Here is a 22,510-nt window from a genome sequence, read left to right as displayed (position 1 = left end):
GTACGCGCCGCCGTGCGCGACGGGCGCACGGTTGGGCGCATCGTAAACAGCCGGCCGACAGGGGCGGAACGGGGGCGGCCTATCGCTCCCGGCGCTCCTTGTCCAGTACCTCCACGCACCGGCCCAACAGCCCGACCAGCGCCTCGCGTTCCCCGTCCGTGAACTCCGCGGCAAGCGCCCGCTCCACCCGTACCGCCCGGGCGTCCGCGTCGGCCATCACCTCGCGGCCCGGGTCCGTGAGGCGGGTCTCCAGGACGTTCCGGTGCCACTCGTGCGGGGTGCGTTCGATCAGGCCGCGGTCCTGGAGGTTGTTCAGGATCGTGTTGATCGTCGGGGGTGTCACCCCGCACAGACGGGCCAGGGCCGCGGCCGAGATGCCGGGGTTCTCGGAGAGGTGGAGCAGCGCGGAGTACTGCGCGACCGTCACGCCCGCCGGTTTCAGGACCGCGGCCTTGGTCGCCATGAGGGCCTGCTCGGCCAGCTTGAGGTGCGAGCCGAGGCGTTCGGACGCGGGCATGGACGTCATCTGCGCATGGTATCGGGACGACTGATGGTGCGCCTTCGCACGGCTATTAATACGTTGACGGATATTAGAGCTCTAACTTAGGTTCGTGTACGTAATGAAGTGCGAAGCCGAAACGAGAGGCACAGACCGTGTCCCGATCGATCCACCGTCGTACTTTCCTGACCGGCGCGACCGCCGTCGCCTTCACCGCCGCGCTCCCGGCCACCGCAGCCCGTGCCGCCGGCGTCCGGCTCGGTACGGCCTTCACGCTGCCCGGGGAGCGTGTCTATCCGGAGGGCATCGCCCTCGACCCGCGCACGGGCGCCGCCTATGTGGGCTCCTATGCGAACGGCGCCGTGTACCGGGCGGTGCCGGGCAGCCGTGCCGCGGAGGTCTTCCTGCCCGCCGGCGCCGACGGGCGCAACACCGCCAACGGCCTGAAGGTCGACCGGGCCGGCCGCCTGTGGGTCATCGACTCGACCGCCGGCGTCGACGTCTACGACCTGCGCGACCGCTCCCTGATCGCCCGCTTCACCGTGCCGGCCGACGGCCCGCACCTGGTCAACGACCTGGTGATCACGGCGGACGGCACGGCATACGTCACCGACAGCCTGACCCCGGTGATCTACCGCGTGACGCCGGCCGACGTGGCCCGCGGCGGCCTCGCGACGCTGGTCCCGCGCCACGACCTGAGCGGCGTCCTGGCCCCGCACCCCTCCGACGCCTTCACCCTCAACGGCATCGTCGCCGACCCCGCCGGCCGGCATCTGTACGTCGTCGACATGACCGGGGGCGACCTCTATCGGGTGGCGGTGGCCACCGGAGCCGTACGCCGGGTGACCCTGATCGGCGGCGATCTGACGCACGGCGACGGGCTGGAGCTGGCGCACGGCAGGCTGTGGGCCGCGCAGAACGCGAGCAACACCCTCAGCCGGTGGCGGCTGTCCGCGGACGGTGCCTCGGCGCGGCTGGAGCGGCGGTTCACCGACAGCGCCCTGCAGGTCCCGACCACGCTCGTGCGCGCGCACGGGCGGCTGCTGGTCGTCCGCTCGCAGTTCGACAAGGGCGGGCCGATGGGGCCGGGGGTGCCGGAGGAGCCGTTCACCGTGGCCTGGGTGGACGGGATCTGACGGTCACTCGGCCGGTGCGCCCGCCAGCCTTCGCTGTTCCTCCTCCACGATCCGGCGGGCGATGCCCGCGTCCGTGATGTCAACCGCGTCCGGTGTCGCCTCCGCGGTGTCGCTGCGGCGGGCGTAGGCGTCGAAGAGGCGGTTCTTGTTCTCCAGGATGCGCAGCAGGCGTTCGTCCACGCTGTCCGTGGCGAGCAGGCGGTGCACCTGGACCGGGCGGACCTGGCCCATGCGGTGGGCGCGGGCCACGGCCTGGTGTTCCAGGGTGGGTTTGACCTGCGGTTCGCAGAGGATCACGACCGAGGCGGCCTGGAGGTTGAGGCCCACGCCGCCGGCCTCGATCTGGGCGAGCAGGACCGCGTGGCCGTCGGCGGCCGTGAAGTCGTCGACGAGCTGCTGGCGGCGGGCGGCCGGGACCGAGCCGGATATCGGGCCGAACACGGCGTCGCCCAGGGTCTGGTGGACCGTGGCCAGGACGTCCCGGAAGTAGGAGAAGACCACCACCTTCAGGCCGTTGGCCGCCGCATCCGCGACCAGTTCGCGCAGGCGCTGGAGCTTGGCGGACTTCTCGGGGTCGGCGTACGCGGCGCGGCGCATCGCCATGAAGTTCCCCGCGGCGACCGCCGTGCGGTATGCGTCCTCGTCCGCCGCGCCGAACTCCTCCCACTCGTCGACCTGGAGCAGGGCGGGCAGTTCGGTGAGGACGTCCTGCTGGTTGCGGCGGAGGTAGGCCGGGGCGACGGACCTGCGGAAGACGTACGGGCCGGCGACCGCGTCCCCGTCGCGGATCCTGGGGACCAGGTCCGGCTGGAGAAAGCGGACCAGGGTGCGGAACTCCTCGACGTGGTTCTCCATCGGGGTGCCGGTGAGGAACAGGACGCGGTCGGCGGTCCTGGTCCAGGCGGCGATCGATCTGGCGCGGCGGGTCTCGGGGTTCTTCACGTAGTGCGCCTCGTCGACGACGAGCATGGCGGGCTTCGGGGACTTCGGGGACTTCTTGGCGTCCGGGGTCGGCAGGGTGTGGAGGAGGTCGAAGGTGGTGAGGGCGACGCCGCCGCGCTCGTGCCATTCGGCGTACGCCTCCTGCCGGCCGGGGCCGTGCACCGGGACCGCCCGCAGGGCGCTGCGGGAGCGGATCTCCCGGGTCCAGTTGATCAGGACGCCGGCCGGGCAGACGACGAGGAAGTGGGTGTGGCCGTCGGCCGCGAGATGGGCGAGGGCGGCGATCGCCTGGACCGTCTTGCCCAGGCCCATCTCGTCGCCGAGGACCACCCGGCGCTGGGCCAGGGCGAAACGGGCGCCGAAGGACTGGTAGCCGCGCAGGGACACCCGGCTGTGGGTGTCGTCGAGCGGCTGGGCGCGGACCCGCTCGGCGACCTCGGACGGCAGATAGCCCTCGGCGGCCTCCTCGTCCGTGCGGTGCGCGCAGACGTCGGCGAGCCGGCTGTAGTACTCGGCGGAGCGCAGCTCGAAGTCGACCCAGGCCTCGATGTCCGAGGCGGGGCCGCGCAGGAGGTCGGTGGAGGCCTGGGCCAGCTGGAGGCGGGTGCCGCGGGTCTCGGCGTCGGCGGTCAGTTCGAGCAGCTCGGCCGTGGCGGCGAGGGCGGCCTCCTTGCGGCGGCGGCCGGTGAGCGCGAGGCGGAGGCGGCCGGTGGCGGGGCGGGCCGCGGGAATCAGCTCCCGCAGTCTGCGGTCGAGCCGAGTGGCGGTGTCGACGGCCTTGCGGAGCTCGGGGCCGGCCTCGACCAGTCGGTGCAGGGCGACGACCAGGGCGGTGGTGCGGGGTTCGGGCTTGTCGACGTCGATGCGGACCGAGACCGTCTCCTCGACGGCGCGGGCGATCTGGCGGGCGGCGGCGAGGGCCTGGTCGGCGGTCTGGGCGCCGACGCCGGGGATCTGGCGCAGGTCGAAGCGGGTCGCCTCGTACACCGAACGCACGGTCGTGAACCCCGCCGACTCGACGGCCGTCAACCGCAGCCGGCCCTCGGTGGCGTCCTTGAGGCGGGCGACCGGGATGTTCCCCAGCTCCTCGGCGACGAGTTCGTCGCGGAGCGGGACGAGTGCGGAGCGGACGGCTTCCAGCGCGCGGGTGTGGTCGTCGAGGACGGCGCGGGCCGCGTCGTACAGCCGCGTCCCCCGCGCGCACACGTCCCGCGCCCGCCGCCCCACGGGCGCTTCCGGCACCCCCTCGACCACCACGCTCCCCACCCCTCGCACGCCACCCGACCCGTACGCCCCATAGTGGCACCGGGGTCTGACAACAGTGACAGCCCAAGGGGAGAGAGGGTTGCACGCGCGCGAGGTGCGTCAGTCGCGGAAGCCCGTCCTGCGGGTGCGCTTCTCCCAGGTCATGACGTCGTCTCGGACCTGGTCCAGGTGGTCCAGGACCGCGCTCACGCCGTCGTCGCCCAGCGGGAGGCGCAGGGGGGTGCGGTCCGAGTCCAGGGCCGTCAGGATCAGGGCCGCCGCCTTCGCCGGGTCGCCCGCCCGCTCGTCGAAGCCCGCGTCGACCATCGCCCGCGTGCCGCCCACCGTGGCGTACGCGCCCGCGTCCGTGCTGGCCTGCGTGCCGTCGTAGAGGGACGTGCGGAACGCGCCCGGTTCCACGATCAGCACCTTGACGCGGTACTCCGCGACCTCGCCCGCCAGCGCCTCGGACATGCCCTCCAGGGCGAACTTCGTGCCGCTGTACGCCGAGAAGCCGGGGTAGGAGGTCTGCCCGCCCATGCTGCTCATCTGCACGATCGCCCCCGAGCGCCGCGAGCGCATGTACGGCAGGACCGCCCGCACCAGCGCCGCCGGCCCGAAGACGTGCACGTCGAACAGGGCGCGCAGTTCGGCGTCGGTGGTCTCCTCGAAGGCACCCACGTGCCCCCGGCCCGCGTTGTTGACCAGCACGTCGATCCGCCCGTGCCGCGCCACCACGTCCCGTACGGCCGGCTCGGCGGCGTCCACGTCGGCAACGTCCAGTTTCAGCGCCTCCACCTGGTCGGGGTGGGCGGCCACCAGGTCGTCCAGCCCCTCGGGCCGCCGCGCCGCGCCGACGACCACGTCACCGTCGGCGACGGCCGCCTCGGCGATGGCCCGCCCCAGTCCACTGCTAGCGCCGGTGATCAGCCAGACCCTGTTCATGACCCGCTCCCTCCCTGGGCTGTCCGTGATTCAGGCTCCTCCCGTGGTCCGGCACCCGTCCAAGACCTACCGTGATAACCGATGGCCATGACGACGGACGTCCACGTGCGGGACCTGCGGTACTTCGTGACGGTCGCGGAGGAACTGCACTTCACGCGCGCCGCCGAGCGGCTGTACGTCTCGCAGCCCGCGCTGAGCAAGCAGATCCGGGCGCTGGAGCGGCAGTTGGGGGTCGAGCTGCTGCGCCGGGACCGGCAGGGCGTGGAGCTGACCGCGGCCGGCGCCGCGCTGCTGCCGTACGCCCGGCGGGTGTTGGCCGCGTGGGCGCAGGGCGCGGACGTGGTGGCCGAGGCGCGGGCCGCGCTGCGCAGCACACTGGTCGTCGGGATGAGCACCAGCCCGGGGCGCGGCGGACTGCTGCCCGCGATCCGCTCGCGCTTCACGGCCGCGCAGCCGGAGGCAGCGGTACGGCTGCGGCAGGTGAGCTGGGAGGATCCGACCGCGGGCCTCGCGGACGGCGACGCCGACGTGGCCTTCGTCTGGCTGCCGCTGCCCGGCCAGGAGCGGTACGCCTGGACGGTGGTCGCCGAGGAGCCCCGGCTGGTCGCCCTGCCCGAGGACCATCGGCTCGCCGCGCGCGCCGAGGTCGACTTCGCGGAGCTGGCCGACGAACCGTTCCTCGCCCTTCCGCCCAGCGCCGGGCCGCTGCGCGACTACTGGCTCGCCCTCGACGAACGCGAGGGGCGCCCGCCGCGCGTCGGCGCGGAGATCGCGAGCACCGAGGAGACGTACGAGGCGCTGGTCGCGGGGCTGGGGGTCTGCCTGGTGGCGGCGGGGAACGTGCCGCTGATCACCCTGGGCGGTGTGGTGACCCGGCCGGTTCGGGGTCTGGCGCCCAGCCGTTACGTCCTGGCCTGGCGGAAGGGGGACCGCAGACGGCTGGTCCGGGCGTACGCGGAGGCCTGCCGGCAGGTGGCCGAACAGGCTTGAGCGTCACGTAGGTTGAGCCCGTGACGACTCGAATCCCCACCGCCGAGGACCTGGTGGCCGCGCTGCCCGCCTTCGCCGGCTACCTCCGTGAGGCGACGCTGCTCCGACCCACCGCCGGCGCGCCGGGGTCCGGGGACAGCTCGGTCGGCGGCCCGCTGCTGTGGCCCGCCGACGAGCCGTGGCCGGTGTGCCGGCAACCGCATCTGGTGGAGGTCCGCGAGAAGCTCTCGGACAGGGCCCTTCTGATGGATCTCCGCGGGAGAAGGAGCGGCGTTCGGTGCGTGCGATCGGCGTGCGGTGTGGAGGGTCATGTGGCGGAGCCACCTGGCCCTCCGCGCCGTGCGGCGAGCGTGCGTGCCGGGCGTCGCGACGCCGCGGAGATCCATCAGAAGGGCCCTGGGAGCGGGAGACCTGGCAGCGTATCGACGACGCCATGCGCGCCCGGCGTCGCGAACATCCCGGACGGGCCTACGAGGTGACCTCGGAGGAGGCCGAGACGCAGCGGCGGATCATGGACGGTGCGGGCGCGCTCGACCTCATCACCTGGGAGAAGGTCCGGATGGCGCCGGACGCTTCCGGGCCCGGCGTCGCGATGGTCCCCGTCGTCCAGCTGTACGCCCGTGACCTGCCCGGCGACGACTGGCACTGGCCGGCCGGCACCGACGTACTGCAGATGCTGTGGTGCCCGAACGACCACGACGACCTCCCCGGCCAGTCCGGCTACTACGGGCCCGCCGTCGAACTGCGCCACCGCACCGCGGCCGAGGTGACCGAGGTCCTCCTCGACCCGCCGCACCCGGACCGCACCGACGACTCCTACCTGCCGCAGCCCTGCGTGCTCGGTCCGGTGCGGGTGGCCGACCTTCCGGACCGCGACGAACTTCCGGAGGAACTGGCCGAGTTCGGCGAGGACTGGGCCGAGGAGCGGGGCGTCGAGTACCACCGGAATCTGGCCTGCCGGGAGGGATGGAAGGTGGGCGGCTGGCCCAGCTGGCATCTCACCGACCTCGTCCCGGTCGACTGCACCTCGTGCGGCTCCACCATGCGGGTGCTGCTGACGGTGGACAGCTGCAACGACGGGCCGGCGATCAGCGTCGGACGCTTCGGCGAGCTGCGCGTGTTCGTCTGCCCGACCGACCTCGCCCATCCCTTCCAGCTCAACATCCAGTGAGCGAGGGCTGGTTCAGGCGCCCCGCCCGATCTGCGCCAGGATCGAGGCGTCGGTTATCCGCGTGTCGTCGGCGAGCAGGAACGCCTTGCTGAGGATCAGCGACAGGCGCTCGTCCTCGAACGGCAGGAACACCTTGCCGTCGGCGCCCTTGCCGTCTGCGCCCTTGCCGCGCGCCGGGACGATGCAGAGATAGGAGTCGTCCGGCTCCATCAGGATGTTGGCCGAGCCGAGATGGATCCTGTACGTGCGCAGCTCGCCGCGGACGACCAGGAAGCGGCCGTCGAGCGAGCAGCGGCCGGCGATCTTCAGGCGGGGCAGGATCCGCCCCAAGGCGTCGCGGCGCGCCTCGGCGCTCGCGGTCAGCTCGGCGAACCCGGCCCGCTCCCAGTAGGCGCGCACGGGGCCGCCGTCGGCCCACTCGGGGTCGGCGGCGACGGAGGTGACGCCGACGAAGAGGTCCACGTCGCGCATCGCCTCGCTGAACACCAGCGGCGGCACCTCGGCGAGCGGGGCCTCCCGCCAGGCCCCCTCCACCCGGCGGGAGAAGCGCACCTGGTCGGTCGAGGCCAGCGGCTCGTCGCCGTCCCAGTCGGCCAATGAGTGCAGGAAGCGGACCTGCCACTCTCCCGCGCCCAAGGTCCGTACGGCGCCGTCCTGTTCGCCGTCGGACCAGTGCCCGAGCAGGTTGCTCCGCCAGCCGCGCGCCCGGAACAGGGCGAACATCCTGCGGTAGTGGACGAGGTGGGCGGCGAAGCGGTTGGAGTAGGTGCGGGTGGTCTCCTCGGCCGGGGTGAGGAGGTAGATCTCGCGGAAGGCCTGCTTGAACGGCTGCCGTATCCGCCGCTCGGTCAGCAGGTCCCGCCAGGCCCGTACCGCGTCCGGGTCGGAGCGCAGGGGATGCCACAGGCGTACGGCGGCGTCCTCAGGCGCGTCGGGGAGGTCGTCGGTCTCCGGCAGGACGGGCCGCCAGTCGCCCGGCACGATCTCGACCTCCCAGATCAGGCGGCGGACCACGGAGCGGGCGAGCGGATGGGTGGCCAGACCGGTGCGCCACCAGCCGTACGGGTGGACCGCGTCGACCGTGTAGCCGCCCTCCAACGCGCGCACCAGGGTGGCGAGTTGGCTGCCGACCCGCTTGGCAAGGTCGCGCAGCTCCTTGACCAGGTCGGGGTGGTCGCGGCGTACGGGCGCGGGGACCGCGCGCAGGGGGCGGCCGTCCTTCTCCCAGGTCAGTTCGGCGGTCGTGCCGTCGACCCGGACGACGGCCGCGTACTCGCCCGCCTCCCGGCGCAGGACGCCGTCGCCCTCGAAGCCCAGCGCGGGCAGCCGCAGCGCCACGTCGGTGCGCTCGGCGAGGGCCGCGTCGATCTTCTTGAGCATCTTGGCGAGCTGCTTGGGCACGCCCGCGTGCCGGACGGTCGTGCGCACGTGACGCAGCGCGGTGACCATCTCCGGGGTGGGGAAGTCCTGGGCGGCGCGGGCCAGTTCGTACAGCAGCGCCTGCGACGGGACCGTCCTCGCCGCCGTCGGGGCGAGCGTGATGCCGGGCAGGAGGCGGTCGAGGAGCGCGGGCAGCCACGGCTCGTCGCGGAGCAGGGCGACGCGTGCGGCGTGGCCGAGGGCCGCGACCTCGCGGTCCGTGAAGGCCTTGTCCGCGCGGTACGGGATCTTCCCCGCGTGCAGGGCGTCCGCGCGGTCGGCGGCCTCCCCCAGGGCCGCGCGGGCGAACTCGGCGTACGCAGGGCTGTCTGCGATCCCGCGCCAGGCGTCCGGGTGGGGCGGCGGTGAGGTGAACGAGTAGTCCCGCTCGGCCTCGGACAGCAGCATCCGCTCGGCGTCGGTGAGGCGGGTGATCACGGCGAGTTCCGCCAGGCCGACGGGCCCGGCGTCGCGGCCGAGCCGGTCCGTGACCGCGCGCAGCGTCTCCTCGCCCGCCAGACCGGCCACCGCGAGCAGGGCGTACGGCTGGCGCAGGTCGTCCTTGGCCAGGATGAACTCGGCCAACGCGCGGGCGGGCGCGGAGAGTTCGGGCCAGGGGCCGGTGCAGCGCACCAGTGCGCCCGCGCCGAGCGTGAGGTCCGCCCAGTCGCGCACCCGGGTCCCGGCGAGCAGCGCCTCGAACATCCGGCGGCAGGCCTCGGGCGTGTAGCGCGGCTGCCGCTCCCTGCCCGCGTCCTCGACGGCGTGCCGGGCCAGGGTCGCCGGGTAAGTGGGGGCGCGGCCCAGGCCGTAGGCGGTCGGGAGGAGGTCGCCGAGCTCCTGGTCGGAGAGGCGGGCCACGTCCTCGTACCGGAACTCCTCGGTGGGTTCCGGGTCGTTGAGCAGGCGCGTCAGGCGGGTGGCGGCGGTCATACGGCGGATGATGGCAGCCGCCACTGACAATGCGGTCGGCCCGGACGGAGAATCGATCAACCCAGGCGCAACGGAAAGCACTCCCTGTACCCTGTCGCCACTGTGCGTGAGGAGCTGCCGACGCTACGCGGGGGATAGGGCGGATGAGTCTCCGGGCATTGCCGTTCGAGGACGAGGACGAACAGCGAAGGCTGTCGGTGTTCCATCTCGTCGGCCTCGCGGCCGGCGGGGTGATCGGATCCGGGTGGATGCTGGGCGCGGGCGAGGCCTACGACAAGGCCGGCTCGGATGCCTGGCTGGCCTGGCTGTTCGGCGGGCTGCTGATGCTGCTGATCGCCGGGGTCATGGTCGAACTGGGCACGGCCGCGCCCAAGACCGGCGGGCTGATCTTCCTGCCCCTGCAGAGCAGCGGCGCGCTGGTGGCGACGGTGATGGCGGCCGGGCTGTGGCTCGTCTACGCGATCAACCTGGCCAGCGAGGCCGTCGCGATGACGAAGGGCCTGTCCGGCTGGAAGGTGCACGGGCTGCTCGACCCCTCCGACACGCTGACCACCGAAGGCTGGTGCTACGCGCTGGCGTTCATGGCCGTGATCTCAGCGGTGAACCTGATCGCCCCGCGCATCTTCTTCCGCATCAACTCCTGGCTGACGGTCCTGAAGGTGGTCGTCCCGGTCCTGACCGTCGTCCTCCTCATCGCGGCCGGCTTCGACGACAACGGCCTCCGGGCGGGCGCGCACGGCCCGGGCAAGGGCGCGGCGGCGGCGCTGACCGCGGTGGTCGGCAGCGGGGTGATCTACGCGTACGTGGGTTTCCAGGGGCCGCTGGACTTCGCCGGGAACGTGAAGCGGCGGCCGCCCGGTGAGGCGGCGCGGCTGCGGCGGGCGGTGTTCGGGACGATCGTCGGCTCGATGGTGCTGTACATAGCGCTGCAGACGGTGTTCACCCGCTACCACGACGCCGCGTGGTCCACGGCCAACATGGGCTCGTCGCCGTACGCCCATTTCGCCTACGCCGCGGGCCTGTTCTGGCTCGGCGTGCTGCTGCGCATCAACGGCGTGCTCTCCCCGATGGGCGCCGGCCTGGTCTTCGCGCACTCCCTCACCCGCGAGGTCGCCGCCCTCAGCCGGGCCCACCTCACCCACCGCGGCCTCCAGACCGCGCGCAAGGCATCGCTGAACCGGCGGTACGACGTCTACTGGCTCGTGCTGGTGGTCGACTGCGTCATCGCGGGGATCGCCCTGTGGGCGGTGGGCGGCAGCTGGAAGACGCTCGTCGCCGTCACCGGCGTACTGACCCTGGTGGTGTACGCCGTCCCGGGCGTCGCCCTCGTCTCCCTGCGCGGCCACCTGCCCGCCCACTCCGACCGCCGCCGCGACGCCCACGAGGTGCTGGCCCGGGCGAGCTTCGCCCTGATCGCGCTGATCCTGTACGGCGCCGGGTGGGGCCCGCTGTGGCGGGGCATGACGGCCCTCACGGTGGGCTGCGCGCTGCTGCTGTGCCTGCCGATCCTGGCCGGCTGGCGGCCCGCCCTCGGCCGGATATACGACGCCAAGGTGCACGTCACCCAGTTCCGCGACTGGCGCACCAGCCCCGCGGCCCAGGCGGCGCTGTGGCTGATCGGCCAGCTGGCGGTGCTGATGCTGGTGACGCTGGTGCTGGGCGACTCTCCGATCACCCTCGACCACAAGGTGCTCGGGGGCTTCCTGGCGGTCGTGACGGCCTTGGTGTGCTTCGAGGGTCTGGTCAGGGCATCGAAACGGCACATGCTCGAGATACCGCCCATGTTGCCGACCCCAGGGGCGCGGGGAACTGCGCGACCAGCCCCCACCGACCCGCGGACGACGACCACACCCAACGGGACCACTACCGCAAAGACCGAATGACCTCCCGAGCCTCCGCGTCGAACCCCACTCCCCCCAGCTCCCCCACCGCCTCCTCCCGCCGCCGCGCGTCCGCCCAACGCCCCACCGTGGCCCGCAGCAGAAAGTGACGGTCCGCTTCCTTCATCGGGCTGTCGCACAGCCGCCGCACGATCGCCGCGACCTCCCGCGGTACGACCCGCTGCTCGTTCTCCAGGAACCGCTCCAGCAGATCCCAGCCGTCGCGCCCGCGTTCCTCCCCGAGCTCGTACAGCCGCGCCGCGATCTCCGCGACGACCACGCCCGCGCCCTCCGGTGCCCGTACCGGATCCGACGGGTCCGCGAGTTCCTTGCAGGCCAGGTAGACCGCCTCGCCACGCCCCGCCCTGCGCAGCCCGTCGACGTACGCCACGAACAGCCCTGGCTCGGCGCCCTGTTCGAGAACCCGGGCGGCGAGCCGCTGGGCGATGGTGTGAGCCGCGCGGTTGCGGTCCCGGGGCCGTTCGACCTTGCCGAGCAGGGTCACCAGGTCGGTGCCGGAGCGGCCGTCGGTGTGGACCGCGGCGGCGACGCGCAGCAGCCGCCGGCATTCCGGCGGGGCGTTGACGTTGCTCAACGCCGTGTCCAGGCGGTCGAGTTCGCGCGGGGAGCGGGGCCCCGCGGCGGACGCCGTGCCGCGGGCCACGATGTCGGCGAGCAGTTCCCTGATCGTGCCCTTGAGGGCGTCGGACTCGTACCAGATCCGGACGATCTCGGCGAGGTCCTCCATCTTGTCGCGGGAGGCCGCGTGCCGGCGGATCTCGGCGCACTTCTCCGCGTGCGGGGGCCTGGTCAACTGGCCGCAGATCTCGGCGATGTCGTGCCGGGTGCGCCGCTTGCCGACGTGTTCCACGAGCGTGTCGGGGCTGTCCGTGCGCGTGGCGATCAGCTGGGCGATGATCTGCCGGGTGTCGTGCACGTGGTCGTCGAGCTGGAGCTGGGCGTCGACCCACTCCTCCAGGATCCGCTCGGAGGGGCTGAGGTGGTGCAGCGCCCCGGCGAGGTCGTGGAACTCCCTGGGCACGGAGTCCGAGGCGCGCGAGCCGTTCCCGGTGATCGCGACCAGCGCCTGGCGCAGGAACTCGGCTGCCTCCTCGGGGCACTTCTCGTCGCGCAGGGCGATGTAGAGCAGCGCCTTGTCGAGGTTGGTGCGGCCGGAGCCGGGTTCGGTGAAGGCGCTGATCGTGCGGTCCACCAGGGCGGGCTCGCCGGCCCTTCGGCACTCGCGGATGAAGACGGCGACGTCCAGGACCGTGCGCTGGCAGGCGATGTCGTGGATGACGCCGTCGGTCAGCCGGGGCAGTCCCTCCTCGCCCGTGCGTTCCGCGTCCCACTGACGGATCGCGAGGTCGGCGGCCTGCCGGATGTTCCGGCACAGGGCGGCCGTGGCCAGCATGTTGACGGCGTCGCGGTAGTCGAAGCAGCGCGCGGACTCGATGAGCTGGTCGATGGGCCGCTTGACGGCGAAGGCGTGCAGGGCGCGCACCGCGGTGGCGGGGCGCGGGCGTTCACCGCCCTCGGTGCCGGGCCGTTCGCCCTCCCGCATGGCCTGCATACGGGACACGAAGGCGTCGACCGTGCAGGTGGTCACCCATTCGTAGCCGAAGCCCCACGCCTCCCCGTCCTCGGTCTCCCCCTGGTCCCCGTCGTTCATACGCGCAGTGCCTTCTCCACCTGGTTCCAGTAGCGGGCGAAGGCGTGCGGTTCGCTGAAGGCGTTGTTGGCGCGGGCGTCTATGTGCCGGGCGAGGTGCCTGCTGGCGTCGTCCTGGCGGGTGCTGAGGATGGCGACGACGTCACCGGTCTTGCGTTCGTCCTTCAGCAGGTCGTCGAGGCGGGAGTCGCGGTCCAGCATCAGGGTGCGCACCCAGTCCTCGGGGTCGACCGGGAGCTGCGGGGCGCGGTCGCGGCGGGTGGCCTCCATGCGGTTGGTGAACAGCGGGGTGCCGTCCCGGGCGTCGTTCAGCGACATGCGCGGCACCTGGTGCGGGGCGGCGGCGCAGCTCTCCATCTCCCGCCGGACCGCCTCGCGCAACAGGCCGATGGTGAGCCGCGATTCGTGGTCCTTGGTGCCGTCCTGGAGTATCCGCAGCAGGTGCCCGCTGAACGGCGTGCAGTGCGCGAGGTCCCCGGGCAGCGCCGAACAGCCTTCGGCGGGCGCGAAGTTGGCGTTCTTGACGGCCGTGAAGACACAGGTGCCCTCGTCCAGCTCGCCGAGCACGCCGGGCAGCACCGGCTCCTCCCCCAGCTGCGGCAGCAGGTTGGAGTAGCAGCAGTCGGCGATCAGCACCTTGAGCTTGGCGCGGGCGCGGCGCATCACGCGGTAGAGGTACCAACTCGACAGCCAGGTCCAGGGTTTGTCCTTGTGCGAGGACCCGACGGAGAGGTGCACCTGGGCGCCGGGAAGGTCGCTCCAGTACTGGCCGTGGCCGACGTACACGACGAGGAAGATGTCCTCGGGCCCGGTCTCGTCCGCGGCCGCCTGCAGGGCCCGCATGACGCCGTCCGCCGTCTCCACCTCGTCCTTGCCCAGGACCCGGCAGTTGTCGGCGCCCCACATGGCGTCGCCGGCCAGGACCTCGCCGTACATGCGGGCGCTCTCGCCGATCGTCGTATGGCTGTCGATCCCCGAGTTCACGGCGTAGGCCGCCGGCCCGATCACCACCGCCCTGGATGCCATGTCAGCCGTCCTATCCTTCCGGTTCCTGCGGGCCCACCGGGCCTTCCGAGCCGGCTTCCGCGTCGGGTACGGACTCCGTCGCGACGGTCACGTCCGGCGGATCGAGCCGCTCGCTCCGCCACCGCTCGACCGCCTGCTTCACGGCGTCCACGGCGGCCGAGACGCCGAGTTCGACGGTCTTGCCGACGACGGCCACGATGACGATCTCGACGATGCCGCTGCCGAGGGCGCCCTCCTCCTCGACCTCGCGCACGCTCCACGGCAGGTCGGCGGCCTCCTTGAGCTCGCCGAGCATCCGGTCCGCGTCGTCGAGTCCGGTCGGGCCCTTGACGGAAACCGAGATCTTCACTGCCATGCGCACGCCCCGTCTCGCACCAACGCTTCGGCTCACTGCTTCGGCTCAACGTTTCTGTCCAACGCCTCTGCCAGGTTACCGACTTGGGCAAGAGCCGATCAGGTGTCCGGTGAGATCGGTGGTGGGCGGAGCGCGGAGCGGGGCATGATGCCGCCATGGCCGAGATCAGCGACTCGCTGTGGAACGAGGGCATTTCCGCGTCCGACTACGGCGAGGGGTCCGAGGCCTACCGGGCCGCCGTGTTCGAGCAGTACAAGCTGTGCGTGGAGATGGCGGACCGGGTCAGCGCCCGGCGCAACCTGACCAACACCTTCTTCCTGACGCTCAACAGCGGCCTTGTCGCCTTCCTCGGCGCCTGGCTGGCACCCGTCCGGCTGCGGGACGCGCCCGTGCTGTTGCTGCTGGCCGGGCTGCCGGTGCTGCTCGCGATCTGCGCCGCCTGGTGGTTCACCCTGCGCTCCTACGAGCAGCTGAACAAAGGCAAGTGGGACGTGATCGGCGCCCTGGAGGAGCAGTTGCCGACCCGGGCGTTCTCCGCGGCCGAGTGGCGGAGTCTCGGCGAGGGCCGGGACTGGCGCCTCTACCTGCGGTTGACGCACGTGGAACGCTGGATCCCCGTCATCTTCGCCGGCACGTATGTGCTCGGCTTCCTCGCCCTGGCACTGTGACGAGAGGCTCCCAGTGATCACGATCGCCGTCACCGGCCACATGGACCTGGCCCCGGAGGCCACCGGCCCCGTGCGCGAGGCCCTGCGCGCCCTGCTCACGGGCCTGGCGGGCGACGACTTGGCGGGCGACGGCCTGGCGGGCCGCTCGTGCCTGGCCCGCGGTGCCGACTGCCTGTTCGCCGAGGAGGTCCTCGCGCTCGGGGGACGGCTGTCGGCGATCATCCCGTCCCGGGACTACCGCGCGGCGGTGGTGGGCCCGGAGGACGCCGACCGCTTCGACGCCCTGCGCGCGGCGGCCGCTGAAGTAACGGTCCTGCCATACGAACGCGCGGGGACGGAGGCGTACGAGGCCGCCAACCGCCTTCTGCTGCAAGGCGCGCAGCGTCTGGTGGCCGTCTGGGACGGCAGCGCCCCCACCGGCCGCGGCGGCGGCACCGCCGACACGGTGGCCGAAGCCAGGGCGGCCGGACTCGCGGTCGACGTGGTGTGGCCGACGGGGGCTCGGAGGACGGGGGCGCTGCGCTGAACGACGCGCACCCGGGCGACGAACTCCGACGGCGATCCGTCCCCACCTGACAGCCGACGGACCCCACCGCGACCCAGCCGCCCTTCCGCCCACGGTCTCCACCCTCGCCGTCCTACGGCCCGCGCCCCGCGGGAACCCGACAAGCACCACGCCGGATCAGCACCCCCCGAAGGCCGCAGCACCCCGCCCACAGCCCTCGCACTCCCCATCCCACGGTCCCGCCCCGAGGGAAACACCCCGCGGGAACCCGACAACCGCCACGCCGGACCAGCCCCCCCGAAGGCCGCAGCACCCCGCCCACAGCCCTCGCACTCCCCATCCCACGGTCCCGCCCCGAGGGAAACGCCCCGTGGGAACCCGAGAAGCGCCACGCCGGACCAACACCCCCCGAAGGCTGCGACGCCCCGCCACCCACAACCCGCGCGCCCCCGGAGGCCGCAGCACCCCGCCACCCACAACCCCCGCACTCCCCATCCCACGGCCCCGCCCCCCACTCCCGAGCGATACGCCCCGCCCAGAGCCAACAAGCGCCGCGCCCGACCGGCGCACCCCCAGATGGCCTCGGCACCCCGCCGCCCCCGAGGACCAGGCCCCGCCGTCGGCGAAGTGCCCCAGCCCCGCCCCCTCCCGGGTCCCGGGCGGCTTCCTGGGGCGTACGTGTCGTCTTCGAGGGATGTGGCTTGCCGAAGGCCGTCGGCGCCCGCCCTCCCCGGCCGGCATGTGCAGCTGCCAAGGGTGGCCGGGCTTCGCGGGGGATCAATTCCGGCCAAGTCGATTCGGGGCGCTCAACTGGTGCGGAAGGGAGGCGAGTTGAATCGCGCGCCCCTACAATTGACCGTGCGTCACGGCCGTACGAGGTCGTGACGCGTCGATGAAGGCCGCGTCGGGGGACGTGCAGGCCTCGAGTTCGCCCCCGGTGCGTAGCGTTTGTGAACGTGGGACGGGGGCTTTGTGATGCCGGGTTCCGACATGGCCGGCGAGGGGCTGTTCGCGCTGCCGATGGTCGTACCGCGAACGACCGAATACAGCCGCCTCGGTGTACCCCCGGAGGCCACGGCCCAGGAGATCCGCGCGGCGGCCGGACGCTACGACGCCACGCTCCAGGCCCGCGGCGCGAGCGAGGACGAGATCGTCGCCGCGCACGCCGTCAACCTGGAGAACGCCGAGGCCCGCGCCGAGCACGACGCCCGTTTCCCGCCGCTGCCGCTGCTGCGCCTGGAACCGACCTGGGAACCGGTCCTGGACGAACGGGACGCCGGACTGACCGTGCTGCGCCGGGAGATCGAGGACTTCCTGACCGCGGCCGGCGAGACCGTGCACCACCCGATGGACACCACCCGCACCGACTTCACCGGCGACTTCACCCGCACACACCTGCTCGACGGCCTGTCCGACGAGTGAACCCGCAGTGTCCCCGGAGGATCCCCTTGGAAGCTGAGCTGCACCGGGTCGTCGGCATCGACCTCGGCACCACGTACTCCGCCGTCGCCGCCTACGACCCCGACGAATTCGCGCCCACGATCCTCGCCGACCCGGAACTGGAGGGCACCGCCGCGGTCGCCACCCCGTCGGTCGTCCGCATCGACCCGGCCACCGGCGCGCTGGTCGTCGGGCACGAGGCGAAGAACGCGATCAGCGGGGCGGCCGGCGCCGGTGACGCGCTGGTGGAGATCAAGCGCGAGATGGGCGCGGTGTTCACGCCCGAGCTCCTCCAGCACTTCGGCGCGGGCGGCGTCTACGCGGTGGACGACCCGGTCCGGGCCAGGCTCGGCGACGAGTGGCTGCGCCCGCAGGAGATCAGCGCGCTGGTGCTGATGCGGATGAAGCGGATCGCGGAGCAGACGCTGGGCGGCGACATCCACGACGCGGTGGTCACCGTACCGGCGTACTTCATGGAGCGGCAGAAGAAGGCCACCGAGGAGGCCGCCCTGCTCGCCGGGCTCTACCCGCGCCAGCTGATCCCCGAGCCGACCGCCGCGGCCATCGCCTACGGCGTGGACCGGGCCGAGTCCGAGAAGCAGGTCTACCTGGTCTTCGACCTCGGCGGCGGCACCTTCGACGTGTCGATCATCGAGACCCGGGACACCGAGATCGAGGTCATCGCGACCGCGGGCGACCAGCGGCTCGGCGGCGGCGACTTCGACGACGCGGTGGCCGCGTGGATCGTCGAGCAGCTCGGCGAGGCCCTCGCCAAGGGCACCGACCGGCTGCGGATCAAGGCGGCGGCCGAGGCCGCGAAGCGCGAGCTGTCGCTGCGCTCCACCACGACCATCGACCTCGGCGGCGGGGCCCCGGCCCTGGAGCTGGACCGGGACGGTTTCGAGCGGCTGATCCAGCCCATCCTCGACCGCTCCCTGCACCAGGTCGACGAGGCCCTGAAGTTCGCGCGCACCGCCAAGGGCGTGCAGCGCGAGGACATCAACGCCGTGCTGCTGGTGGGGGGTTCGACCCGGATCCCGCGGGTGAAGCAGATCCTGCTCGACTACTTCGACCAGGACGAGGGTTTCGTACGAGGGGACGCCAACCCGGACACGCTGGTCGCCCGGGGCGCGGCGATCGTCGCCAACCGCTTCGAGCCGACGGAGGCGTTCGACCTCGCCAGCCGTCCGAACGCGGAGCGCTCGGCGGACGAGCAGGACTACACCGTCACCCTGATCACCGAGCACACCCTCGGCGTCGGCGTCCAGCAGGCCCGCTTCAGCACGCTGATCCCGCGCGGTACGAAGATCCCGGCCCGCCAGACGAAGACGTACGTGAACCCGGAACAGGCCCCCCGTATCGAGGCGGCGATCTACCAGGGTGAGGGCGAGTACGTCTACGACAACACCCTCATCGGCACGATCCACCTCGACGACATCGAGCCCAGGCCCGAGGGCTACCACCAGTTCGAGGTCGAGTTCTCGCTCGACGTGAACGGGCTCCTCGGCGTCCAGGTCACCCACACCAACACCGGCCGCGAGTACCAGGCGACCTTCGACCAGAGCACGACGATCGGCAAGGTCGACGAACTGGCGGAGCGCCGGGCCGCGTTGGTGAAGCTGTACGCGACGGTGCGGCCCGCCGGGGCGCCGGCTTCCGGGGCCACGGCCGCTCCGACGCCCGCTGCCGCGCCTGTCGGCGGGATGCCCGAGTTCTCGGTCCCGCCGCCGGTGACGGCCACCGTTCCCCCGCCGGTGACGGCCGCGATCCCCAGCCCCGCACCCGCGCCGGAAGCCGCACCGGCACCCGCCCCCGCCCCCACCTCCGCCGCACCCTTCGCCGGCGTCGACCCCTCCGTCGTACCCACCGAATACCGCCGCATGGTCAAGAAGGCCCTGCGTGCCGCGCAGGACGGGGCCGCGCCCGCTCCCCTCGCCTCCGCCCTCGGCGCCTTCCTCGACGGTGTGCGCGACGGTGTCGACGAGGACACCCTGGACGATCTCGCCGACCGGCTCGAGGACGCGTATGACGACAGCCGTCGGTGATCCGGAGCGGGTCGTCGAGGACGAGCTCGATGCCGAGTACGCCGGTGTGGGCTGGTGGGGCACGCTCTACCGCGCCCCGGGCCGGCGCCGGTGGTACCGGCTGATCCCGGTCGAGGAGGTGAGCGGCGAGCAGCGGGCCGAGCTGCTGGCCTGGCAGACCCGGCCGCGCCGCCCCGACCTGGTGCCGGTGGTGCGCGAGGAGCGGGGCGAGCAGCGGCAGTTCGGCGACCGCTGGTTCCAGATCGTGAGTTACGAGACCGACGCGGGCCGCAGTCTCGGCGATGTCCTCGACGACCCGGAACCGGCCTACCGGCTGGCCTGCGTGGCCGCCGCGCTGCGGGCCTTCCCGGGCTGGCGGGACGGCGTCGGCCCCGGCCTGGTCCCGCTGCCCGCCGACGTCGTGCTGGCCGGCCACCGCCCGCTGCTGCTGCCGCTGCCCGCGTGGGGGCCGCCCTCGCTGGGCGAGTTGTTCGCCGCGCCGGAGCGGCTGGCGCATCTGACGCCGGAGGCCGCGCGCGGCCTGCCGCCCGGCGGCCGGGACCCGGGTGTGCACGCGCTGGCGGTCGCGGCCCTGCGCTGCTTCGAGTCACTGCCACACGGCGGCGATCCGGAGCGACTCATGCAACGGACGGCCTGCGCCGGGGTGTTCGGCGGCCGGCGGGCTGACGGCCGGCTGCCGGTATGGATGCGCCGGGTACGACAAATCAGCGCGGCCCACGAGGAGTTGGCCACCGTCACCGGCCCACACGGCACAAGACCCAAAGCGACCCAACCCGACCACCCGACCGGCACACACGCCACGGCCCAAAGGCACCTGGACGGCCTCGACGCCCCGCGCGACACCAGACCCGGCGAGACGGACCCTTCGCGGCATGCGAACCCACACGCCACGGCCCGAAAGGAGTCGGCCGACCTCCACGGCCCGCGCAGCACCAGGCCCGGCGAAGCGGACCCGGCCCGGCATGCGGACGCACACCACACGGCCCGGAAGGAGCGGGGCCGCCTCGACGACCCCCGCGGCACCGGCCCCGGCGAAGCGGACCCGGCGCGGCTTGCGGACGTGCTCGATGCGGCCCGGCACTCGATGGACCCGGTGGCGACCGTGGGTTCGTTGCGGGAGGCGGGTGAGCCGCACCGGGCCCTCGGGCTCGCGCACGCGGCGCTGGTCGACCGGCCGGGTTACGACCTGCTGCTGCTCGCCGCCGCCATCGCCCGCCAGGACCTGCGGGAACCACTGGAGGCGCTGTCGTTGCTGGAGCGCGCGGTGCTGGCGGATCCGGAGCGCGTGGAGGCGTACGAGGAGCAGCTCTCGATCGTCGGCGGGCTGTCCTCTGCGGGCCGGGTCCGGCTCTCCGGGGCCGGAGAGGGTTCCGCCGACTCGTTCGCCGAGCGGCTGAGGGCGACGGCCACCGCGGCCTTCGACCGGCTGCCGGCCGGCCGACGCCGGGACCACGCCCACGAGATGGCGTCCTGCCTCATCGGCCTGGGCAAGCTGACCGCGGCCAACGCCTTCGTGCACGAGTGGCTGCACGACGGCCCGACCCTGATGTGGTGGCGCTTCGACCTGATGATCGACTACGCGGAGACCTTCCTGGGCCTCGGGCACCTCGACGCGGCCGGCCAGATCTCGGAGCAGGTCAGGGCGGGTCTGAAGAAGGTCAGGGAGAACGGGCAGATGGCCCGGGACGAGATCCACCGGCACGGCCTGCGGCTCGCGGACTTCGATCTGGCACTGCTGGCGGCCCGGGACGGGGAGACGCACACATGACCACGATCCTGCTGCTGGTGCTGCTGCCGCTGTTCTTCCTGACGACGGTGGCCAGCGGGCTGTACTTCCTGGTCGTCCTGCCGGGTCGCTGGCGGCTGCCCTACGAGGAGTCCCTGGCGCTGCTGGACAGCGACGACCGCGACGAACTGGAGCGGGCCGACCGGCTGCTCGGCCAGGCCGTCAACGCCGGCCCGCGCGGCAAGGGGCTGTCCCGGATCCGGTTCGCGCAGGCCTATGTGCGGGCGATGCTCGGGACGTACGAGCCGGCCCGGTACGCCGCCGCCGCGACCGTCCTGGACGAACTGGTCGCCGCCGACGGGCACTCGGCGCACACCGCCTATCTGGAGCTGTGGGTCCAGTCGAGGCTGGACAACCACGACCGCGTCACCGACCTGTACGCCGAGCAGCGGGAACTGCTCGACGAGCGTCCGGACAGCCGCCGTATCGCCGCCGTGTCGCATCTCCAGCTGGCCGTCGGGCACTGGCGGCGCCGGGAGACCGACGGGGCGCTGCACCACTTCGACCGGGTCCGGGAGCTGGGCGAACTCACCGAGCGCATCCCGCCCGAGGTGAACGACCTCCAGCTGGTCAAGGGCGTCCAGGCGGTCTTCGACGGGCGGACCGACGAGGCGCGGGACGCGTTCGCCGACGCGCGCAGGCGCAGCGCGGAGCGCGGAGTGCCCACCACCCAGGCCGAGTTGGGCCTGCTGGTGTGCGACTGGGCCGAGGGCGATCCCCGGCAGCTGGGCGAGTGGCTGGAGCGGCTCGCGCAGGAGGTCGAGCGCGAACTGGCCGGCCTGCCCGAGGAATCCGGGGCGGACGCCGAGACCGAGGAGCGCCGGCGCACCGCCGAACTGCTGCGCACCGGCATCGCCCTGCTGCGGCTGATCGCCCTCGTCCGGGAATGGCTGCGACGGCCCGCCCTCGGCGGGGCGCCCTCCGCGGCCGACTTCGCGGAGTTCGACCAGCGGGTGGACGCCGTGCGCGCGGCCGACCCCGAGCTCGGTGACGCGGCGCTCGTCGGCGGGCTGGTGCGCTACTACTTCGCGCTGAGCCAGCCCGAGCGGGAGCAGGCCCTCGCCGTGCTGGACGCCGGGACCGAGCTGGCCAGGGGCATCATGCTGCCCGAGGTGCTGGACCTGATGGAGCGCGAGCGTGCCCTCGGCGGCGAGGGGGACGCCATCTCCCGCTACCTCACGCTGGTCACGGAGTTCCTCGACGACCCCGACCGCTCCCCGGAGGACCGCGCCCAGTACCGCAGGCTGAAGGCCAGGTTCTCCCGGTTCCAGGACGCGCAGGGCATCGAGGACGGCGCCGTACCGACACAGCGGTCCGCGCCCGACGACCACCGGCGCCGTTCGCAGGCGCTGCGCCGGCGAATCGAGCTGATCGTCTACCCGCGGGTCCGTGACCTGCCCGACGACGCCCCCGCCAAGCTCGCCCTGCGCGAGCTCCTCGCCGACCTCGACCGCGCCTCCGGGGTGTACGCGGAGGGCGCCGAGGTGCTGCACGGCGCCGAACAGAAGCTGATCACCAGCACCGGAGCGATCCTGCTGCCCGAGGAGGCGGAATGACCAGGAACCTGCCCGCGCCCCGGGCCGGGTCGGCTCCCGGCCGGTTCGCGGCGCTTGTGGGGCTGCTGCCCGGGCGGCGCCGTACGGCCGACCACGGGGGCCTCCTCGACCGGCTGCCGCCGGTGGAGCACCGGCCCGCGGCGGACGAGGACCAGCTCTTCGAACAGGCCTCGCTGGCAAGGGTGTTGCTGCTGATGGTGAAGGTCGACCAGGAGTCCGAGTACCTGCTCTGCCGCGAACTGGCCGAGCACGCGCTGGGCTCGGTGCCCGAACCGGGCGAGTCACCGGAGTGAGGAGA

Annotated in this window: 18 protein-coding genes; 11 read left to right on the top strand and 7 right to left on the bottom strand. The window is 73.0% G+C overall.

Annotated elements, in window-relative coordinates:
• Positions 1-79: 79 nt before the first annotated feature.
• Entirely contained in the window at positions 80-526 is a 447-nt protein-coding gene (locus tag MQP27_RS17235) for a MarR family winged helix-turn-helix transcriptional regulator (protein ID WP_242766069.1), read from the bottom strand.
• A 128-nt stretch (positions 527-654) separates the two neighbouring features.
• Here MQP27_RS17235 and MQP27_RS17230 point away from each other — a divergent pair, with 128 nt between their 5' ends.
• A complete protein-coding gene (locus MQP27_RS17230; RefSeq protein ID WP_242766068.1) occupies positions 655-1,635 on the top strand; it encodes an SMP-30/gluconolactonase/LRE family protein in 981 nt (326 codons plus the stop codon).
• Between the two features lie 3 nt (positions 1,636-1,638).
• Here MQP27_RS17230 and MQP27_RS17225 read toward each other — a convergent pair whose 3' ends face one another.
• On the bottom strand, positions 1,639-3,834 hold the full coding sequence (locus MQP27_RS17225; RefSeq protein ID WP_242766067.1) for a DEAD/DEAH box helicase: 2,196 nt from the start codon (positions 3,832-3,834) through the stop codon (positions 1,639-1,641).
• A 108-nt stretch (positions 3,835-3,942) separates the two neighbouring features.
• Positions 3,943-4,767, bottom strand: coding sequence for an SDR family NAD(P)-dependent oxidoreductase (locus MQP27_RS17220; RefSeq protein ID WP_242766066.1), 825 nt, complete (start codon positions 4,765-4,767; stop codon positions 3,943-3,945).
• Between the two features lie 81 nt (positions 4,768-4,848).
• Between MQP27_RS17220 and MQP27_RS17215 the strand changes: the two genes are divergently transcribed.
• Together MQP27_RS17215 and MQP27_RS17210 are read left to right on the top strand one after the other, a co-directional pair.
• The gene (locus MQP27_RS17215; protein ID WP_242766065.1) at positions 4,849-5,757 is read left to right on the top strand and encodes a LysR family transcriptional regulator; all 909 of its coding nucleotides are present in this window, start codon (positions 4,849-4,851) and stop codon (positions 5,755-5,757) included.
• Positions 5,758-6,190: 433 nt separating this feature from the next.
• Entirely contained in the window at positions 6,191-6,928 is a 738-nt protein-coding gene (locus MQP27_RS17210) for a hypothetical protein (protein ID WP_242766064.1), read from the top strand.
• A 12-nt stretch (positions 6,929-6,940) separates the two neighbouring features.
• Here the strand turns inward: MQP27_RS17210 and MQP27_RS17205 are convergent, their stop codons facing one another.
• Complete coding sequence (locus MQP27_RS17205; RefSeq protein ID WP_242766063.1) at positions 6,941-9,280, bottom strand: DUF4132 domain-containing protein; 2,340 nt, start codon at positions 9,278-9,280, stop codon at positions 6,941-6,943.
• A gap of 143 nt (positions 9,281-9,423) precedes the next feature.
• On the opposite strand from MQP27_RS17205, the gene MQP27_RS17200 reads away from it, so the two are divergent.
• Entirely contained in the window at positions 9,424-11,163 is a 1,740-nt protein-coding gene (locus MQP27_RS17200) for an APC family permease (RefSeq protein ID WP_242766062.1), read from the top strand.
• Here MQP27_RS17200 and MQP27_RS17195 read toward each other — a convergent pair.
• The 3 genes from MQP27_RS17195 to MQP27_RS17185 are packed head-to-tail and all read right to left on the bottom strand — an operon-like array spanning position 11,144 to position 14,212.
• Positions 11,144-12,832 carry a hypothetical protein gene (locus MQP27_RS17195; RefSeq protein WP_242766061.1) on the bottom strand — a complete coding sequence of 563 codons (1,689 nt, stop codon included), beginning with the start codon at positions 12,830-12,832 and terminating at the stop codon, positions 11,144-11,146. The genes MQP27_RS17200 and MQP27_RS17195 overlap by 20 nt on opposite strands.
• Positions 12,829-13,857, bottom strand: coding sequence for a caspase family protein (locus tag MQP27_RS17190; RefSeq protein WP_242766060.1), 1,029 nt, complete (start codon positions 13,855-13,857; stop codon positions 12,829-12,831). Before MQP27_RS17190 ends, MQP27_RS17195 begins: the two co-directional genes overlap by 4 nt.
• A 10-nt stretch (positions 13,858-13,867) precedes the next feature.
• Complete coding sequence (locus MQP27_RS17185) at positions 13,868-14,212, bottom strand: hypothetical protein (RefSeq protein ID WP_242766059.1); 345 nt, start codon at positions 14,210-14,212, stop codon at positions 13,868-13,870.
• 155 nt (positions 14,213-14,367) lie between these two features.
• Here MQP27_RS17185 and MQP27_RS17180 point away from each other — a divergent pair, with 155 nt between their 5' ends.
• From MQP27_RS17180 to MQP27_RS17150, 7 genes are all read left to right on the top strand, one after another.
• Positions 14,368-14,880 (top strand): RipA family octameric membrane protein, encoded by a 513-nt coding sequence (locus tag MQP27_RS17180; RefSeq protein WP_242766058.1) that lies wholly within the window; start codon positions 14,368-14,370, stop codon positions 14,878-14,880.
• A gap of 13 nt (positions 14,881-14,893) precedes the next feature.
• Entirely contained in the window at positions 14,894-15,406 is a 513-nt protein-coding gene (locus tag MQP27_RS17175) for a hypothetical protein (protein ID WP_242766057.1), read from the top strand.
• Between the two features lie 954 nt (positions 15,407-16,360).
• Entirely contained in the window at positions 16,361-16,807 is a 447-nt protein-coding gene (locus tag MQP27_RS17170; RefSeq protein WP_242766056.1) for a J domain-containing protein, read from the top strand.
• 26 nt (positions 16,808-16,833) lie between these two features.
• Positions 16,834-18,870, top strand: a complete 2,037-nt coding sequence (locus MQP27_RS17165) for an Hsp70 family protein (RefSeq protein WP_242766055.1) — start codon at positions 16,834-16,836, stop codon at positions 18,868-18,870.
• Positions 18,851-20,638, top strand: coding sequence for a hypothetical protein (locus tag MQP27_RS17160; RefSeq protein ID WP_242766054.1), 1,788 nt, complete (start codon positions 18,851-18,853; stop codon positions 20,636-20,638). The genes MQP27_RS17165 and MQP27_RS17160 overlap by 20 nt, the downstream gene beginning before the upstream one ends.
• Entirely contained in the window at positions 20,635-22,212 is a 1,578-nt protein-coding gene (locus MQP27_RS17155; protein ID WP_242766053.1) for a hypothetical protein, read from the top strand. Before MQP27_RS17160 ends, MQP27_RS17155 begins: the two co-directional genes overlap by 4 nt.
• Positions 22,209-22,505: a hypothetical protein gene (locus MQP27_RS17150; RefSeq protein WP_242766052.1), complete on the top strand. Its 297-nt coding sequence runs from the start codon at positions 22,209-22,211 to the stop codon at positions 22,503-22,505. Before MQP27_RS17155 ends, MQP27_RS17150 begins: the two co-directional genes overlap by 4 nt.
• The last annotated feature ends 5 nt before the right edge of the window (positions 22,506-22,510 follow it).

The organism is Streptomyces cylindrosporus, assembly GCF_022698165.1.
Classification (GTDB): domain Bacteria; phylum Actinomycetota; class Actinomycetes; order Streptomycetales; family Streptomycetaceae; genus Streptomyces; species Streptomyces cylindrosporus.
Note: the sequence above shows the minus strand (reverse complement) of the source record. Positions and strands in the feature narration are given on the sequence as shown.

Excerpts from the sequence above, each read along its gene's own strand:
- MQP27_RS17235 (WP_242766069.1), bottom strand. The coding sequence starts at position 526 with ATGACGTCCATGCCCGCGTCCGAACGCCTCGGCTCGCACCTCAAGCTG.
- MQP27_RS17220 (WP_242766066.1), bottom strand. The coding sequence starts at position 4,767 with ATGAACAGGGTCTGGCTGATCACCGGCGCTAGCAGTGGACTGGGGCGG.
- MQP27_RS17215 (WP_242766065.1), top strand. The coding sequence starts at position 4,849 with ATGGCCATGACGACGGACGTCCACGTGCGGGACCTGCGGTACTTCGTG.
- MQP27_RS17210 (WP_242766064.1), top strand. The coding sequence starts at position 6,191 with ATGCGCGCCCGGCGTCGCGAACATCCCGGACGGGCCTACGAGGTGACC.
- MQP27_RS17205 (WP_242766063.1), bottom strand. The coding sequence starts at position 9,280 with ATGACCGCCGCCACCCGCCTGACGCGCCTGCTCAACGACCCGGAACCC.
- MQP27_RS17200 (WP_242766062.1), top strand. The coding sequence starts at position 9,424 with ATGAGTCTCCGGGCATTGCCGTTCGAGGACGAGGACGAACAGCGAAGG.
- MQP27_RS17195 (WP_242766061.1), bottom strand. The coding sequence starts at position 12,832 with ATGAACGACGGGGACCAGGGGGAGACCGAGGACGGGGAGGCGTGGGGC.
- MQP27_RS17190 (WP_242766060.1), bottom strand. The coding sequence starts at position 13,857 with ATGGCATCCAGGGCGGTGGTGATCGGGCCGGCGGCCTACGCCGTGAAC.
- MQP27_RS17185 (WP_242766059.1), bottom strand. The coding sequence starts at position 14,212 with ATGGCAGTGAAGATCTCGGTTTCCGTCAAGGGCCCGACCGGACTCGAC.
- MQP27_RS17180 (WP_242766058.1), top strand. The coding sequence starts at position 14,368 with ATGGCCGAGATCAGCGACTCGCTGTGGAACGAGGGCATTTCCGCGTCC.
- MQP27_RS17170 (WP_242766056.1), top strand. The coding sequence starts at position 16,361 with ATGCCGGGTTCCGACATGGCCGGCGAGGGGCTGTTCGCGCTGCCGATG.
- MQP27_RS17160 (WP_242766054.1), top strand. The coding sequence starts at position 18,851 with ATGACGACAGCCGTCGGTGATCCGGAGCGGGTCGTCGAGGACGAGCTC.
- MQP27_RS17155 (WP_242766053.1), top strand. The coding sequence starts at position 20,635 with ATGACCACGATCCTGCTGCTGGTGCTGCTGCCGCTGTTCTTCCTGACG.
- MQP27_RS17150 (WP_242766052.1), top strand. The coding sequence starts at position 22,209 with ATGACCAGGAACCTGCCCGCGCCCCGGGCCGGGTCGGCTCCCGGCCGG.